Genomic DNA, 16209 nt, shown 5'->3' on the forward strand with positions numbered 1-16209 from the left:
ATGAAAACTTTATTTGCCAACAACGAAAAAAACATTTTTGACACATTCGAAGTATTAACAAAAGACGAATTAAACGAAGTCAAGGGTGGAATTAGCCGGGACATGGATCTGTATGTAGAAGATCTCGAGTAAAACCTACGCCTAATCAACCTAGTGTCGTAAACACTGCAATTCACTCAACTTAAAGGACTAACGACTTCAATAAGCAAATCTATAGCTTAACACGAAATCGAAACTAATCCTCTAAAAAAGCGGAAAACCGATAATTACAATAATTATCACAACATTTACTAAAAGTCATTTTGACAGACATTTTATCGAATATACTGTACAAAAACAGCGAGACTTACAATTCATAATAGTCAATACTGTTCATCATTTATAATACAAGATATTCGAACGATTCTAAAAAGTTCTTTGTGTGCTAAAAAGAAAAATCAGAAAGATGATACGCAAATCAGACATAACCCAATACATTGACAGGTACCTCAACCAGGAGTTGACCGACGACGAGTTGACGGACTTCAATGCAGAAATGGCCATCAACCCGGACATTGAAGAGGAGATTGCTCTTCAGCAGGACATTGAAGCAGCCATAAGCGAAACTGACATTACCGCATTACGAGCCAATATGCAAGCTGTTATTGCAGAGGAGTCGGCTCAGCGCGATTTGGTCGACTATTCCGACTACAGTTTCGAGCTATCAGAAGATATGTCATCTTTCAACCAATTTAAGTCATCGGTCAGTATCAGCGACATCGTAGCCTTTGCAGAGAGTTTACCCAAACTTCACTTGGCGCAATACAAAATCGCTGAAAAAGAAAACATTCACCCGTACTACAAAGAACAAATTGAAGAGCAAAATGCTTCCGACGAAGAGTTTCTGCTAAGCCCGGAGGACGAGGCAATATTTGCCGAAGTTGAGCAAGCTATGGCCGAACGCGAGATCTCCGAATTACGCGATAACTTGCAGCACATTGCAGCCAACATGCCGGCGCACGAATACGACTCGAAAGAACTGGACGAGTACATTAACCAGGAAATGGATCCAAACTTCCTGCACGATTTCGAAAGCGAACTGGCAGTCAACGAAGGACTAATGAAAGACGTGGAGCTGTACAGACACGTTGACCAGGCTATTGGTGAAACCGACATTATGGATCTGAGAGCCAGCTTATCGCAAATCCACCAAACCGAATCGTCGACATCGCACAAAATTGAGGAAATTGACCGATATCTTAATTCAGAACTGGACGAGGACGAACGCTCTTCATTTGAGAATGAATTAACGCAAAACCCTGATTTGGCTGCGGAACTGGAGTTACACAAAGAGATTGCTCAGGCTTTGGTTGAAGATGATGTTATGAATCTTCGCGATCAGCTGGACGGAATCAGCGAAAAAGTTCTGCGGGAAAGACGAAAAGAACGGTCATTTGTTGCCCGAATACCACGCTCCCGAATTACTGCCGCCACCATCGCTGCATCGTTAATTCTGCTGATTGGTATCACCAGTCTGCTGAAGCGAAACAGCACCGGAAACGAAGAAAAATTGTACAGTCAATATTTCCGCCCCTACGAAGCAACAGGTATATTCCGCTCGAGTAACAGCGACTTGGACAGTAAAATAAACCTGGCTTTGCATAAGTACAACGCAGCTGAGTATACGGAAGCCATCAACCTATTCGAAGAAGTTTTACAAAGTGACCTGCACAACCCGGTTGGGAATTTTTACCAGGGAATGTCGTTCCAGGAACTTGGCAAGTACGATCGTGCAATCCACTCCTACAACGAAGTCATTAAAGCAAAAAATAACCTCTTTGTCGAACAGGCAGAATGGTACGCAGCACTGTGCTACATGCAAAACGACAATCGCCGAAAAGCCTATAAACAGTTTAAGCAAATAGCTGAAAACAATGGCTACTACAGCGAAAAAGCCTCAGCGATTCTGCGAAAACTGGCCGACTTAGAATAGCATTACAAAACAACTTAATACAGATATCACGATTAATGAGCAAATAAAGATTTCGCGTTCACACTAACAATCCTTATTCCTTTATCCTTAGTTCAATTATCCGTTAGGAACGCAAACAAAATCTTTCGGTATTCAACAACGAAAATCCTTAATTTCCGATCTGTTCAATCGGTACACCGAATACCTTCCTTTTGCAAATAAATGGTTTCAATTATAATGGTTAATTAAAAGCCCGGATTTAAAGTCCGGGCTTTTCTTGTTTTCTCTGAAAGTCTCTTCGGGTGATGCGGTTTCCAAACCGCATCGGGGATACCTTGAATGGTGATTTAGCTTGAAGCTGGAGTCACGGCTCACTTTGTCGCAAACTTGTATTAATGGGCGTTGTTCCAAACCCGACTACTTTTTCTATTTCTACTTTTGATCAAATAGGAACCTTGTCCTACCGGACGGGTTTTCATTTTTGTACTGACACAAAAACGAAACAAAAAGGTCATGGCTGATTTTTATCTGCAACCGCCATCTGCCGAAAAGCTAAGTTCAGCCGGGTGATCTCCGTCTCACGACGGAGCTTCCCGGCTTCTCTAAGCTTTTCGTTTGATTCCGGCTTTGATAAAAATAGGCCACTCGGTCCCAATTCCTCCTCGCTGATCAAAAGATCTCCTTGCTCGTTGACGCTGTTTTGGACAACAACTTGATAACTTTTGAAAACCACGACAACAGCATAGTCGAAAAATAGTAAACTTTCATCCCTGTTGCTGATTCCCCGGAATCATGAAGTTTTTCTTTGAAAGTCCCTTCGGCTGGGGCTATTTCCAAACCGCATCGGGGATGCCGCTGAATTTCGGTTCAGCTTACCCCGGAAGTAAAAACTCATTTTATAGCAAACTTACTGATGGGAGATCCCTCCTGGCCTTTTTTTCAATGCCGAAATTTTGTCCTATCGGAAAGGTTTTCATTTTTGGAGTGACACCAAAACGAAACAAAAAAAAAGGGAACTGCACCCGGGCTAATTCCTGCTCTCTGATTTTATGGAAAAAAACTAGTTCTTTTTCGATCCTTTATACATTTCGTATTTGCGGAAACTGCATTCGAGCGATCCGTTGTACAAAGGTATTTTCACCGCCGGCTTTAAGCCGAGCCATTTCAGACAGGCATTGGTACTGATGATCCAAACCTCGGTATCCTGAAAGCCGTGCTTCAGCTTTTCGCCGATCATCTGATACAAGGCCTCGTCGCCGGTTTGAATGCGCTCACCATAAGGCGGGTTAAAAATCAAAAAGTCGCAGCCGGCTTTCTTCTCAAGCGATTTAAAATCGGCAACCTTAAAGATGACCGAATCATCGACCAGAGCCTTTTCGGCATGCTGAAAGGCCGTATTAATATACCGCCGATCGATGTCGGAGCCATAGATCATAAAGTCGGTCTCGCGATGATTTTTCACAGCCTTTATCCGTTGAAAGAGCTCCGGATCGTAATCCTTCCAGTTTTCGAACGCATAGCTACGCCCCACTTCGCCGGGAAGAACATTCTTGGCCATCATGGCGGCCTCAATCGCAATGGTTCCGGAGCCGCACATCGGGTCAGTCAGCGTGCTTTGCTCGTCCCAGCCACTAAGTTTCAGCATACCGGCGGCCAGCACCTCGCTAATGGGAGCCTCGTGCCGGCCAAGGCGATAACCTCGTTTGTGGAGCGACTCGCCGCTACTATCCAGCGACACCGTACAGGCATTATTGGTAATATGCAAGTTAACCACCACCTGCGGATTACGCGCATCCACCGAGGGGCGCTTCTCGCCCACCTTGCGAAAACGATCGACAATGGCATCCTTCAATTTCAGGGATGCAAACATCGAGTTGTTGAACAGATCGCTGAACACAACACTCTGAACCGCAAACGTTTTGTCGGAATCGAAATATTGTTCCCACTTAATCTTCAGCGCCTGATGATACAAATCATCGACCCGCAGGATCTTAAAATTCCGGATATTGACCAGCACCTTCAGCGCGGTGCGCAGGCTGTAGTTGGCCTTATAAATCATCTCCGTGGTTCCGGAGAAATAAACAGCGCGACGAGCCACCTGTACATCGTCGGCATTCAGTTCGAGCAATTCCTGCGCCAGCACTTCTTCCAGTCCGGCGTAGGTGGTTGCCACCAAGGGATAAGTTTCAATCATGAATATATACGTTAAATTCCGGCTCCATCTTTAAAAGAAGATTCCCGGGCTTTAAATTGAAGGACTCTCGAATTAGGAGCAACATTGTTAGTCACCCAGACGTTACCACCAATCACCGAATCGCGGCCAATGCGGATACGGCCCAGGATGGTTGCCTGCGCATAAATAATCACATTGTCTTCCACAATCGGGTGACGGGGCACGCCTTTGATGGGATTACCATCCTCATCGAGCGGGAAGCTTTTGGCCCCAAGGGTAACCCCCTGATAAAGCTTCACATTACTTCCGATAATACAGGTTGAACCGATCACCACACCGGTTCCGTGATCGATGGTAAACGATTCGCCAATCTCGGCTTTGGGGTGAATATCGATTCCTGTTTCGGAGTGCGCCATTTCGGCAATAATGCGCGGTATTAAAGGCACGCCCAGCTGCAACAGACGGTGTGCAATACGATAGTTTGAAATTGCCCGCACTGCCGGATAACAATAGATCACCTCGCTGCGACTTTTGGCGGCCGGGTCGCCCACGAACGCCGCTTCAACATCGGTCACCAAAATGCGGCGGATCTCGGGCAAAAACGAAATAAAATCGGCTGCCAGGCTTTGCGCATAGCGCTCACGCTCTTTGAAATCGACCTCTTCCTTTCGGTCGCAGGTAAAGCACAGGCCAGCCAGGATTTGTTCCGACAACAAGGCAAACAGCTCGTCGACATAAACCCCCATGTAATGACGCAGGGAATCCTGCCGCAAGGTTGTATTACCGAAATAACCGGGGAACAAAATCTCCCGCACCATATTTACGATCCTGGCCAGCTTCTCGGACGATGGCACCGGTTCGCCTAAACGATGTTCGTGACATACAACCTCGTAGGTTTTCGGGTCTGCCAACTGATCAACCGTATGGTTGATTTTTGAAAGTAAATTATTTTCAGATTGCATTTTTCGAGTCATTAAATAAGGTTGTACTTAAATAGCGTTCGCCGGTATCGCAAACAATCACCACCAGATGTTTGCCTTTATTTTCCGGACGACGGGCAATTTGCAGGGCCGCATATACATTGGCTCCGGACGAAATTCCGCAAAGAATTCCCTCTTCCCGGGCCAGGCGACGGGCGGTTTCGAAAGCATCGTCATCGGCTACCGGCAAGATTTCGTTGTAGGCATTTGTATTTAAAACGGCTGGAATAAATCCGGCGCCAATGCCCTGTATTTTATGCGATCCGGGAGGATTTCCCGAAAGCACCGCCGAGCTGCAGGGCTCTACAACCACCGAATACAGATCTGGCTTCACTTCCTTCAGGGCTTCGGAAACCCCGGTGATGGTTCCACCGGTTCCGGCGCCGGCCACAAAAATATCGACCTTGCCCTCGGTATCGTTCCAGATTTCCTGGGCAGTGGTCAGCCGGTGTATCTCCACATTGGCCGGGTTTTCGAACTGCATGGGGATAAAGGAATTTTCGATCGCGGCAGCCAAATCATTGGCCTTGGCAATGGCTTCCTTCATTCCGCCTTTGGCCGAGGTCAGCACCAGTTCGGCACCATAAGCGTTGAGCAACATGCGCCGCTCGACCGACACACTTTCGGGCATCACAATTTTAAGCTGATAACCGCGAACAGCACACACCATAGCCAAACCGATTCCGGTATTACCGCTTGTGGGTTCAATGATCACCGTTTCGGGGTTGATCAACTGTTTTTGCTCGGCAGCACGAATCATGGCATACGCCAGGCGATCTTTCACCGATCCGCCGGGATTTTGCGATTCGAGCTTCACATACACCTTGGCGCAACAGTCGTGTGCCAGGCGGTTCAGCCGTACCAGCGGTGTGCCGCCAATAAGTTCCAATACATCTGATGCTATTTTCATGATTTCAGTTTTAGTGCTTAACGCGATCATTACAGGCGAACATGCGCCATTTCAGACCAAACAAAAGTCATCTTTTTCGCACTGATTCGCAAATAATTCAACGTTGCAAAAGGCTAAAAGTTGAAGTTCTGAATGGCTTGCACTGCATTTTGGATGCGCGAAGGTCCTTCACCGCCAATCTCGACAAAGGGTAAGTCGAGCTTCTGCAATTCGCGTTTATACTGTTGAAAGAGTTTTTCGCGTTGCTCGCCCCCATTCTCGCGCAGCGGGTCGGGTTCCCAGGGGATATCGGGCCGGCAGAGCAGATACAGGTGAACCGGCCGGTCGTGCAGAGCCTGATCGAGCCACTGCGGGCGACGCCGGTACACCCAGTCGAACCACACTTTGGTAACAAACAGCCAGGTATCCAGGAACGCAAAATCGCCGGCCGAGGCCAGCGCCTGATCATACTGAGCAATCTGCCCGCGGGCAATGGCTTCAACATCCTGGTAGGTGTAATGGCTTGGTTTGCCTTCGAGATAGCTGCGTGCAAATTCCGGGAAGCAGGATCCGCCAAATTGCCGGGCCAGCTCTCGGGTGAGCGTACTTTTCGCGGTCGACTCGGGGCCGGTGAGTACAATAATTTTTGTCATCGGGCAGCCTTTACCGGTTGAACCTGCACATCGTTTAACTCTTTACGCCATTGCCAATAGCCGGCCACGGCCATCACGGTGTACACCGAGAAAAGCACCACCGTTGGCCACAAGCCTTTAAAGGCATAAAGGCCGGTCGACAGGGCATCGACAAAAACCCAAATCAGCCAGTGCTCGATGTATTTGCGCGCCAGCATCCAGGTGGCCACCAGGCTTAGCGCAGTGGTGATGGCATCGCCAACGGGGATGGGCGAATCGGTGTAATGTTGCAGCACAAACTCAATCAACAAAAACGAACCAACAGTGGCCAACAGCAGCCACAGCCATAAATGGCGCGGTGTTCGGCTCACTTCGAGCCGGGCTTGCTGTTGGGTATCGCCTTTCAGCCAAACATACCAGCCGTAAAAGCTCACCACCACATAGTAGCCTTGCAGAGCCATGTCGGCGTAAAATTTACTCACGAAAAACACATAAATGTACAAGGCCGATGTGAGTAATCCCACCGGCCATGTTAAAATGTTTTGCTTTATGGAAAGGAATATATAAACGATTCCTAAAACAGCGGCTGTTGTTTGCACCCAGTTGGCAACCAGCCATGCACTAATCTGATCAATCATTTGTTCGTTGTTCTGCCAATATGTTGTCGTAGGTTGAAGCATTCTCCAGCACCTCGACAGCTTTTTGAATAATTTCGTCGTCCGCATTAACGACCTGGTAATAATACGAAGTTCCGAACAAATCGCGGGCGATCATGGCCTTTGCCTGGCGCTTTATTAACGGTTTGGCAAAAGAGACGCTCTCGTCGGTTCCTTCAATATCGGCTTTCTCGGCTTCGGCCATGATGCCGGCAACAAAATCGTCGTCAACAGCAAAAGCAGCCAGATACTTGTCGAATGCCGGATAGCGTTTCTGCAAGTCCTCGCGATGAACATCCAGGTAACTCAAGATGGATGAGTTCAGGATGTTGCGGCGCACCAGCTGGTTGAAAAAAATGTAATTGGCCGAGGTGTCGAGCGGCACAAAAATATCGGGCATAATACCGCCGCCGCCGTAAACGGTTCGCTTACTGTTTAAGGTAGCGTAGCTTTGGCTTTCGTCAAAATGAATACTGTCGGCCGAGAACAGCTCCCCACTCTCCATGCGGTGCAGGTAGTCACTGCGATATTCTTTCAGCCCCTTGTCGTATGGTTTTTGGATGCAGCGACCGCTGGGCGTGTAGTAATGTGCCGTTGTGAGACGTACGATAGAGCCATCGGTTAGCGGGAAAGGCTGTTGCACCAGGCCTTTGCCAAACGAGCGGCGACCGATAATCAATCCGCGGTCCCAATCCTGGATGGCACCCGAGACGATTTCGCTGGCCGAGGCCGATCCTTCGTCAATGAGCACAATCAGGCGGCCCTGTTCAAAGTCGCCAATGCCCGACGATTTATATTCTTTGCGGCGGTCGTTGGTTCCTTCGGTATACACCACCAGCTCGTCGGCCCCCAGAAACTGATCGGCCAGCCTGATGGCTTCGCGCAGGTAGCCGCCACCATTACCACGCAGGTCGAGCACCAGGTTTTCCGGCTGCCCATCTTTTTTCAATTGTGCAAAAGCCTCGTCGAACTCTTTACCTGTTGTCGCTGCAAAGCGGTTAATTTTGATGTAGCCGGTTTGCTCATTCAGCATATAGGCCGCATCGAGGCTGTAAAGCGGAATTTTATCGCGGATGATGGTGAAGTCCAGCAGCCCCGACTCGGTGCGGCGTTGAATTTTCAGATCGACGCGGGTACCTTTATCGCCGCGCAGCATATCGGTAACGTCGGAGTTTTGCAGCCCCACGCCGGCAATATTTTTGCCATCGACGGCCATAATGCGGTCGCCGGCCATCAGCCCGACTTTTTCCGACGGCCCCCCGGGAATGGTAGTGACCACCATCAGTGTGTCGCGCAAAATGTTGAATGAAATACCGATTCCCTCGAAGCTTCCCACCAGGGGTTCATTCATTTTTTCCACTTCTTCTTTGGAAATATAAACCGAGTGCGGGTCGAGCTTGGCCAGCATCGACACAATGGCATCTTCGGTTAACTGATCCACGTCGGTTGAATCGACATAGTAACTATCGATCAGCCGCAGCAAGCGCCCAAATTTAATCATGTCGCCTTGCACGTCCTGTGCCTGAACGGGTGCTGCCATCATCAGGCCGATTGCCAGCACCAACGTGCTAGTACAAGCTTTCAGGCTCCAAATCCATCTCATAAAATTATCCTCCTCTTTCCGTACCGGCCGATGCCGGCTAATTCATAAAAACGCCACCTTGGTGGCATAAAGCGCCGCCCTTGGTTGCGGACAGCTAAAAATAGAACAATATCGCTTATCCTCAAAACAGCGCGATGGCCGGAAATGTTTCTTCGGAAGGGGCCGGAGATGGCTTCGGTGGCGGGGGATCGTTTTGTATAGAGATTGCCACCACTGCTGCACGATGGGGTCTTGGGATTATTCAATAGAGCAAAGAAGATTTGCGCGGGAACAGAACTCTATTTGATCTTCAAATCTTTTGGATTTTGCCTACAATCCCAGACAGTATGCACAATTATATTGGACGAAGTGACTTCATAAAAAAGAATAAAATCTTCGACAATTAATCCTCTCACTGCCGCAAAATCCGTCTTCATTCCAAGCTCCGGATAGCTATCAACGAGTGCTAATTCCTTGTTGAAGCGCTTATACAGTTTTGTAGAATATCGGGGACTTTTGTTTCGCTTAGTATAAAAAGCAAGAATCTCAAATACTTTGAGCTTTGCTATGTGCGACCAAATTATCTTGCGTTTAGCCATTTTTCAAATTCTTGATCCATCTGCGCCTGGTCTGTATAAAGTCCGTTTGAGATTTGCTTTTGAGACGCGATAATTTCAGCACGTTGTTCATCTGTTAAATTCAACGTACGCGACGGCGATTTTGAATCCAGGATTATTTTGATGGCATTCAAGAATGCTTCATCATCAATCTCTTCAATCCTTTGTTTCAATAGTTTTTTCAGTTCAATTGCGGTCATAACTCAATCTTTCGTTCTACACAAATTTACAAAAATATTCAACCACTGCTGCACAATGGGATCATGGGATTATTCAATAGAGCAGCGGAAGGATTCGCGCGGGCGCAACGCTGCGCCAATTGAAGACGGCCGGTTTATTCCTCCCCAACCGCTTTAATGAATCACAAAACCGCCGCAGCGAATCGTTGCTCCGCTTCAAACAATGGCAAAACCGCGCGGTTCTGGCAAAATTTTGTGCGGTTTTGTCAAAAGCAGCAGCGGTTTTGTGAAAAGTTAATGCGGTTCTATCAAAAGTGACAGCGGTTCTGTCAAAAGTGACAGCGGTTCTGTGAAAAGTAACTGCGTTTTTGTGAAAAAGTTGACTTTCCCTAAAATAACTTGACAGGATTTTTACTTGGTTGTTGAAGTGGATACAAACATCTGATTTATTCCCGATTTGTATTTCACTTGTTTTTAATATTCCTGTTTTCTGTGAAAGTCATAATACGCAGAGGTGCTAAGGCACAATGTCAATAACTGGTTTTGATTAAATGTTGAAACGACAACCCGACAACTTTTGAAAACAACGACAACAGCATCGCCGAAAAATACTAAACTTTCATTTGCTGATTCCCCGGAATCATGTAGGTTTTTTATGGAAAATCCCCTTCAGAGTACGTCTCTCCACTTCTACTTTTGATCAAATAGGAACTTTGTCCTACCGGACAGGTTTTACGCTTTCAGCAATGGCTTTAGCCATTCAATACCGATTAGCTTCAAAAATGTCGCATCCGATCACTTCGTTCCAATGCTCCTTTTTCAGTCTATCGGCATTATACCGTCCTATTCCAAGGCATAAATTAGCCTGGGAAACGGTATCATTTGGGTAGCACCAAAGACAAATCGAAGATTGTCCCGTCCCGTACGGGACGGAATTTTACCCGCGGAAATGCCAAAGCTACCCCAATTGCATCCCTCCGGGATCGCACGAAGCTTTCGGTTCGCCTCTCACCATCGATAAAAACAGGCCAGCCGGATCACAACTTTTTCTCATTGATCAGAAGACCTTCTTGCTGGTTAATGCTTTTGGGGATGACAACCCGACAACTTGTGAAAACAACGACAACAGGATAGTTGAAAGAATCCTAACCTTTCATTCCTGTTGGAAATTCCCCGGAATCATGAGTTTTTTGGGCACTATATTTAACGCCCGGGTAACTCGCAGTCGCCCGATCAACAGAGGGCAACTTAAAACGAAGCCCAGTCGATCCTTTTTTTCAGCAGCTTCAGCGTTTCTTCTTCGCGCGAGTTGGCAGGCGGTTGGTAGTCGTACTCCCACGCGGCCTGGGGCGGCATACTCAGGAAAATCGATTCGGTGCGTCCGTTCGATTCCAGCCCAAACCGGGTACCGCGGTCGTACAGCAGATTAAACTCCACGTAGCGGCCACGGCGCAGGTATTGCCATTGTTTTTCGGCCTCGGTAAAAGCCTTGTGGCGGTTGGCATTCAGCAGCTCGACATAAATTCGGGGATAGGCGTGGGCCAAATCCTTGGTAAAGGCAAACAACTGCTCGAAGGACAGATCGTCGGCTGCCAACTGATGATCGAAGAAAATGCCCCCTACTCCGCGGGTTTCGTCGCGGTGCTTCAGGTAGAAATAATCGTCGGCCCAGGTTTTAAAGTCGGGGTAATAATTGGTGTTGAAACGATCGCAGATGGTTTTCAGCTCGCGATGAAACCAACCGGCTTCTTTCCGGTCGACATAGTGCGGGGTGAGATCAATGCCGCCGCCAAACCAGGCCATACCCGAGCTGAGCTCGAAATAGCGCACATTCGAATGAATGATGGGCACGTGCGGGTTGCGGGGGTGAATGATCGACGATATGCCGCTGGCAAAATAGGCCTCCCCCTGTTCAATCTTCAGGGCCTGGCGCATATTCTCGGTCACGGGGCCCTGCACAGCCGAGAAGTTTACAGCCGCTTTTTCAATGGCATCGCCTTCGCGAAACACCATCGTGTAACCTTGCCCAATGTCGTTGGTCCAGTGGTCGGTTCGAAATCGGGCACCCCCATCGGCTTGCTCCAAAATTTGACAGATGGCTTGTTGCAGGCTGCGATAATCGTTTGCAACGCGTTGTTTTCTCATGGTTGATTTTTAGCTTACTCAATCAATGCAGCCAACTCGCAACCTTGTCTGATGCGGTCGGCCATACCGATACCGTCGCGCAGGTTTCCGGCCAGGTGAAGCCCCGAGAAGCGCTCTTGCAGCTTGGTCACTGCCTCGAGTTTGGCTTCCGACTCCACGCCGTATTGCGGAATTGCATGTTGGTATCGGTTAATCACTAACAAATCGGGATTCCATTTTGTTAGTCCGAGCATCTCTTTTAATTCAGCTTCAACAATACTTTTAATTTCCTCATCGCTCAGTTCCACCATATTGGAACGCCGCACACCCCCTAAAAATGTGGAGATTAAAGCACCGCCTTCGGGTGCGCGGTTTTGCAAAAAGGACGACAAAAACAAGGCGCCCAGTACGCGGCGGTTTTCGCAAAAAGGCACCAATCCGCCAAAAGCCTTCAGCGAAATGCCCTCCCACTTTCGGAAACCCACCGACACCTGCACCACCTTGGCATAAGGCAGCTGGATAATGTCGACCAGCTCTTTCTTGGGCAGAAAGGGTAAAAGCTCGGGCAATGCCCAGGCTCCAACCGTAGAGATCAGCTGATCGAACCTACCGGCCGGCTGATCGTTATAGCTAACCATGTAGCTTTTTCCGGCCAAGGCAACACGCATATTTTCGGCATTCAGGACGATTCGTTCCGGACCAATTCTGTGCACCAGAGCATCAATTAAGGTTGAAAGGCCCCCGCGCAGCGAGAACACCTCGCGGGTGGCTTTCTTGTCGCGCTCGCTTTTGGGTTCCTTCGCCTTTTTGATGGCACCACCAATAAAGCTGCCGTACTTTTGCTCCAGATGGTAAAGCTTGGGCAGTGCATATTTGGTGACCAGCCGCTCGGGATCGCCCGAGTAAATGCCCAGGATGAAGGGATCGACGGCATAGTTCAGGAAGCTCTCCCCCATCCGGCGGCGCACCAGGCTGGCTAGCGATTCGTTGGGATTCGTTCCGGGCTTGCGAAAAGGCTCGCCCAATAAACGCAGTTTATCGGCCAAGCGAAACAGCGGGGTTGTTATTCCGCCCAGCAAGCCCGATGGCAAGGCCACCCAACGGCCACCCTTCCAGATCCAGCGGTATTTGGCATCCTCGTCGGCAATTTCGAGCTTGCATAAATCGCCCAGCTCGGCAATCAGCTCGGCCGCCTCGGGGGTGCCCAACACGCCGGTGCTCGGTCCGTTTTCGTAGGTAAAGCCATCTTTCCGGTACGTTTGAATGACTCCTCCCGGCCGATCGGCCTTCTCGAAAACGGTTACGTCAATGCCTTTTTTTCTCAGATAATAAGCCGTTGTTAACCCTGTCAGGCCGGCTCCGATAACAGCTACTTTTTGCTTCATCAAACTGATTTTGAAAATTTGCGATTCGGGTCGCCAATATGGATGTCGAAAACAGCAGCAATGTTCCGCAACACAAAGCGGCCCAGGTCGCTGATGACGATTTCGTCGTCGTTATACTCCAATAACTTGTCGGCAACAAAAGGCTCCAGCTTCTCGTTGCTGAAATGCAGCAGCGCCTTCAACTGCCCGGGCGTTTGGTTAAACTCGCCACCAATGCGCGACCACGACAAGTACTGGTTGCACATAATCTCGTTAATGATCCGGCGGATGATCTTTTCCGTGTCCGTCAGCCGGTAGCCTTTCACCACCAGGGGGGCTCCCCCATCAATATGCTCGAGGTATTCTTTCACCGTGCGGGCATTCTGCGCGTACACATTTTCCAGCTGGCTGATGCCGGTCACGCCAAAGGCATAAACCTGCCCGGTGGTTTCTCGGGTGCAGTAGCCCTGAAAGTTCCGATGCAGCGTGCGCGATTCCAAGGCCTTGGTCATATCATCCTCGGGCCGGGCGTAGTGGTCGAGGCCAATGGGCACATAGCCGGCAGCTTTCATCTGTAGCCAGGCCGACTCGAACATCTTCACTTTCTCGTCGGCCGATGGCAGGCCATATTCCTCGAGCTTTTGCTGAGCTTTTTTCACCCAGGGCACATGCGCATACGAGAAAGTCACCAACCGATCGGGCGAGATCTCGATCGCCCGGGCCATCGTATCAGCAAACGATTCGGCAGTTTGAAATGGCAAGCCGTAAATAAAGTCCAGGTTGACCGACATGCCCGGGTGCGACTTGATCATGGTCACCAGCTGCTCGATTGGGATGGTGGGCACTTCGCGATGAACCGCATTGAGCACCTCCTCGCGAAAATCCTGCACCCCCATGCTGATGCGGTTAAAACCGAAGGCAGCCAGCCGGGCAATGTATTCTTCGTCGAGGGCGGCGGGGTTGCACTCGATGGCAATCTCAGCTTTGTCGATAAAATCGAACTCCGAGCTCAGAATCTCCATCACTTCGCCAATCCAGGCTGCCGGCAACGCGTTGGGAGTACCGCCGCCCCAGTGTATTTGCGAAACCTTCCGGCTTCGATCCAGCTTGGGGCGGATCATCCGGATTTCCGTCTTCAGCGCATCCACATAACGGCGCATCAACGCGCGGTCTTTGGTGATGTGCGTATTGCAACCACAGTACAAACACAGTTGGGTGCAAAACGGAACATGAATGTAAATGGAGATGTTACTGGCGCCCTCGCTGTTGGATTGCTCAACAGCGGCTAAGTAATCGGCCGTTCCAAAGGTATCTTCAAAAAAGTTCGCTGGCGGATAGCTTGTGTAACGTGGTACCGGAACATTGTATTTTTCAATCAGATCGACTGGTATCTTCATATTTTGTCAACTATTAAAGGCTTTGGGGTTACAGGAACTGTACGGCAAGACGCCTGAAAAGAGGATTTTAAATTCCCGTAACGAAGCTAAAATAGAAAAAATAAAAGAGACCGAAAAAGACTTCGTACTGATAAAAGTTGAGATGAATCAAGCTTTAAGTATTCGGGGCTTAAGTGCAGCAAAATGACAGGCAATCGGCGGGAATGCAAACAGCCTGTTTGTTGTTTCGGGCTTGTTGGCAGGCTATTTTTTAATCAACTCATCAATTTTGATAACCTTAATTTCCTTGGACGACTCACGACGGAATAACAACATCGGGGCCGACACCCCCAAAGCCAGTGCCATTAGTACGAACAGGGCCTTCAAGCCATTATTTACCGTTTCGTGCATTAAGCTGTTAAACACAGCCTGATCCACATCGCCGGTAAGGCGTATCGTCCCTAACATCATGCGGTAAGCAAAAGCACCGGGCACCATGGGAATTACCGATGGAATGGCAAACACATAGGCTGGGGCATGCCTGAAATGAGCGGCATAAATACTCAGGAAACCAACCAACATGGCACCGAAAAAAGAGGCCAGAATAATACTGCCGCCCAGCTTCATGCTTATCAACTTTAAACTTCCGCCTACGGCTCCCAGCAAAAAGATGACCCACAGCGTACGCATGGGCACGTTAAACAAAACCGCAAAACCAACGGCTGCGAAGCCTAACCAAATCCAGTTTTCTAAAAAAGGCATCCAATCCATCGTGCTAAAAATTATAGATTAATATCGTACACAACATTCCCAAGGCAATTGCGAATGCAATCATCAGCCCGTTCATCCCACGTACCAATCCGTTCATAATATTCCCGTCCAGTAAATCCGAAAGCGAGTTGATTAAAGGAATTCCCGGAATCAGGTAAAGCACCGAGGTTGCAAAAGCATGTTCGGGATTGGTTCCAATGTCGAATTTCACAGAACTACCGGCAATTAAACAGGAGGTAAAGGCGGCAAAGTAGATGCACAAATACGCATTAAAGCCTTTCTTCACGGCTTCCTGACGAACAAAAAGCCCGCAAAATGTGGCCACATAACACACCAGCATCTCCATGGCGCCGCCGCCAAACAGCCGGCAAAAGGAAGCGCCCGCCAGCGCCACTGTTGCCAAAATAATCAGGCGCGGGAAGTGCGGCAATGATTTCAAGCGGTTTATCTCGTTCCAGATCTGCGCGAAAGTCCAGTTTTCCTCGACAATATGCCAGCTCATGCGGCTAATACCGCTCAATATCCGAAAATTGGCACCATGCGGCGATGTGCGTTTCAAACTACTCTGATAATAGTTGCTTTCTTCGTCGAAAACCGTCAGCATCAGCGCCCGATGGGTAATCAGCAGCTCGGCATTGTAGCCAAAACCACCGGCTATACGCATGATTGTTGTGCGGATGCGCGCCGAATTAGCTCCTGAGGCCATCAGCAGGGAACCAACCTCGAGCAAAATCTTACTTAACTCCTGAATGGGTTTAATACTTGGGTTTTCCATAAGACGATTTAAGCGTTTGGGTTTGCGAAATAAACGAATTATAAACTTTGTAGTTTCATTTTTTGCCCAACTGAACGCTCAATTTAAACTTATCTTATCGCTGCAAAAGAGATGCAGCAACGGGTTGGTTATTTTACAGG

General features: G+C 48.7%; 15 protein-coding genes. 2 read left to right on the plus strand and 13 right to left on the minus strand.

Annotated features, from left to right (window positions below):
* A complete protein-coding gene (locus C8N47_RS12970) occupies nt 1-132 on the plus strand; it encodes a bacteriocin (RefSeq protein ID WP_107822999.1) in 132 nt (43 codons plus the stop codon).
* 313 nt (nt 133-445) lie between these two features.
* Nucleotides 446-1972: a tetratricopeptide repeat protein gene (locus tag C8N47_RS12975; RefSeq protein ID WP_107823000.1), complete on the plus strand. Its 1527-nt coding sequence runs from the start codon at nt 446-448 to the stop codon at nt 1970-1972.
* A 1039-nt stretch (nt 1973-3011) separates the two neighbouring features.
* Here C8N47_RS12975 and C8N47_RS12985 read toward each other — a convergent pair.
* From C8N47_RS12985 to C8N47_RS13045, 13 genes are all read right to left on the minus strand, one after another.
* Nucleotides 3012-4145: a THUMP domain-containing class I SAM-dependent RNA methyltransferase gene (locus C8N47_RS12985; protein ID WP_107823002.1), complete on the minus strand. Its 1134-nt coding sequence runs from the start codon at nt 4143-4145 to the stop codon at nt 3012-3014.
* An 11-nt stretch (nt 4146-4156) separates the two neighbouring features.
* The gene (locus C8N47_RS12990; RefSeq protein WP_107823003.1) at nt 4157-5086 is read right to left on the minus strand and encodes a serine O-acetyltransferase; all 930 of its coding nucleotides are present in this window, start codon (nt 5084-5086) and stop codon (nt 4157-4159) included.
* Nucleotides 5076-6014 (minus strand): cysteine synthase A, encoded by a 939-nt coding sequence (gene cysK / locus C8N47_RS12995; protein ID WP_107823021.1) that lies wholly within the window; start codon nt 6012-6014, stop codon nt 5076-5078. The genes C8N47_RS12990 and cysK overlap by 11 nt, the downstream gene beginning before the upstream one ends.
* 113 nt (nt 6015-6127) lie before the next feature.
* On the minus strand, nt 6128-6646 hold the full coding sequence (locus tag C8N47_RS13000) for an AAA family ATPase (protein ID WP_107823004.1): 519 nt from the start codon (nt 6644-6646) through the stop codon (nt 6128-6130).
* Nucleotides 6643-7263, minus strand: coding sequence for a nicotinamide riboside transporter PnuC (gene pnuC / locus C8N47_RS13005; RefSeq protein ID WP_170111389.1), 621 nt, complete (start codon nt 7261-7263; stop codon nt 6643-6645). Before pnuC ends, C8N47_RS13000 begins: the two co-directional genes overlap by 4 nt.
* Entirely contained in the window at nt 7256-8884 is a 1629-nt protein-coding gene (locus C8N47_RS13010) for a S41 family peptidase (protein ID WP_107823006.1), read from the minus strand. Before C8N47_RS13010 ends, pnuC begins: the two co-directional genes overlap by 8 nt.
* A 278-nt stretch (nt 8885-9162) precedes the next feature.
* A complete protein-coding gene (locus tag C8N47_RS13015) occupies nt 9163-9462 on the minus strand; it encodes a type II toxin-antitoxin system RelE/ParE family toxin (protein WP_107823007.1) in 300 nt (99 codons plus the stop codon).
* Entirely contained in the window at nt 9444-9680 is a 237-nt protein-coding gene (locus tag C8N47_RS13020) for a hypothetical protein (RefSeq protein ID WP_107823008.1), read from the minus strand. The genes C8N47_RS13015 and C8N47_RS13020 overlap by 19 nt, the downstream gene beginning before the upstream one ends.
* A 1227-nt stretch (nt 9681-10907) precedes the next feature.
* Complete coding sequence (hemF, locus tag C8N47_RS13025; RefSeq protein ID WP_107823009.1) at nt 10908-11804, minus strand: oxygen-dependent coproporphyrinogen oxidase; 897 nt, start codon at nt 11802-11804, stop codon at nt 10908-10910.
* 14 nt (nt 11805-11818) lie between these two features.
* Entirely contained in the window at nt 11819-13168 is a 1350-nt protein-coding gene (gene hemG / locus C8N47_RS13030) for a protoporphyrinogen oxidase (RefSeq protein ID WP_211316133.1), read from the minus strand.
* Nucleotides 13168-14544, minus strand: coding sequence for an oxygen-independent coproporphyrinogen III oxidase (gene hemN, locus C8N47_RS13035; protein ID WP_107823011.1), 1377 nt, complete (start codon nt 14542-14544; stop codon nt 13168-13170). The genes hemG and hemN overlap by 1 nt, the downstream gene beginning before the upstream one ends.
* A gap of 243 nt (nt 14545-14787) precedes the next feature.
* Entirely contained in the window at nt 14788-15294 is a 507-nt protein-coding gene (locus C8N47_RS13040; RefSeq protein WP_107823012.1) for a threonine/serine exporter family protein, read from the minus strand.
* Between the two features lie 4 nt (nt 15295-15298).
* Complete coding sequence (locus C8N47_RS13045; protein ID WP_107823013.1) at nt 15299-16069, minus strand: threonine/serine exporter family protein; 771 nt, start codon at nt 16067-16069, stop codon at nt 15299-15301.
* Between the last annotated feature and the right edge of the window lie 140 nt (nt 16070-16209).

It is taken from the genome of Mangrovibacterium marinum (assembly GCF_003046625.1).
GTDB lineage: Bacteria > Bacteroidota > Bacteroidia > Bacteroidales > Prolixibacteraceae > Mangrovibacterium > Mangrovibacterium marinum.

Coding starts and splice junctions, on each gene's coding strand:
- C8N47_RS12970 (WP_107822999.1), top strand. CDS start 1: ATGAAAACTTTATTTGCCAACAACGAAAAAAACATTTTTGACACATTC.
- C8N47_RS12975 (WP_107823000.1), top strand. CDS start 446: ATGATACGCAAATCAGACATAACCCAATACATTGACAGGTACCTCAAC.
- C8N47_RS12985 (WP_107823002.1), bottom strand. CDS start 4,145: ATGATTGAAACTTATCCCTTGGTGGCAACCACCTACGCCGGACTGGAA.
- C8N47_RS12990 (WP_107823003.1), bottom strand. CDS start 5,086: ATGCAATCTGAAAATAATTTACTTTCAAAAATCAACCATACGGTTGAT.
- cysK (WP_107823021.1), bottom strand. CDS start 6,014: ATGAAAATAGCATCAGATGTATTGGAACTTATTGGCGGCACACCGCTG.
- C8N47_RS13000 (WP_107823004.1), bottom strand. CDS start 6,646: ATGACAAAAATTATTGTACTCACCGGCCCCGAGTCGACCGCGAAAAGT.
- pnuC (WP_170111389.1), bottom strand. CDS start 7,263: ATGATTGATCAGATTAGTGCATGGCTGGTTGCCAACTGGGTGCAAACA.
- C8N47_RS13010 (WP_107823006.1), bottom strand. CDS start 8,884: ATGAGATGGATTTGGAGCCTGAAAGCTTGTACTAGCACGTTGGTGCTG.
- C8N47_RS13015 (WP_107823007.1), bottom strand. CDS start 9,462: ATGGCTAAACGCAAGATAATTTGGTCGCACATAGCAAAGCTCAAAGTA.
- C8N47_RS13020 (WP_107823008.1), bottom strand. CDS start 9,680: ATGACCGCAATTGAACTGAAAAAACTATTGAAACAAAGGATTGAAGAG.
- hemF (WP_107823009.1), bottom strand. CDS start 11,804: ATGAGAAAACAACGCGTTGCAAACGATTATCGCAGCCTGCAACAAGCC.
- hemG (WP_211316133.1), bottom strand. CDS start 13,168: ATGAAGCAAAAAGTAGCTGTTATCGGAGCCGGCCTGACAGGGTTAACA.
- hemN (WP_107823011.1), bottom strand. CDS start 14,544: ATGAAGATACCAGTCGATCTGATTGAAAAATACAATGTTCCGGTACCA.
- C8N47_RS13040 (WP_107823012.1), bottom strand. CDS start 15,294: ATGGATTGGATGCCTTTTTTAGAAAACTGGATTTGGTTAGGCTTCGCA.
- C8N47_RS13045 (WP_107823013.1), bottom strand. CDS start 16,069: ATGGAAAACCCAAGTATTAAACCCATTCAGGAGTTAAGTAAGATTTTG.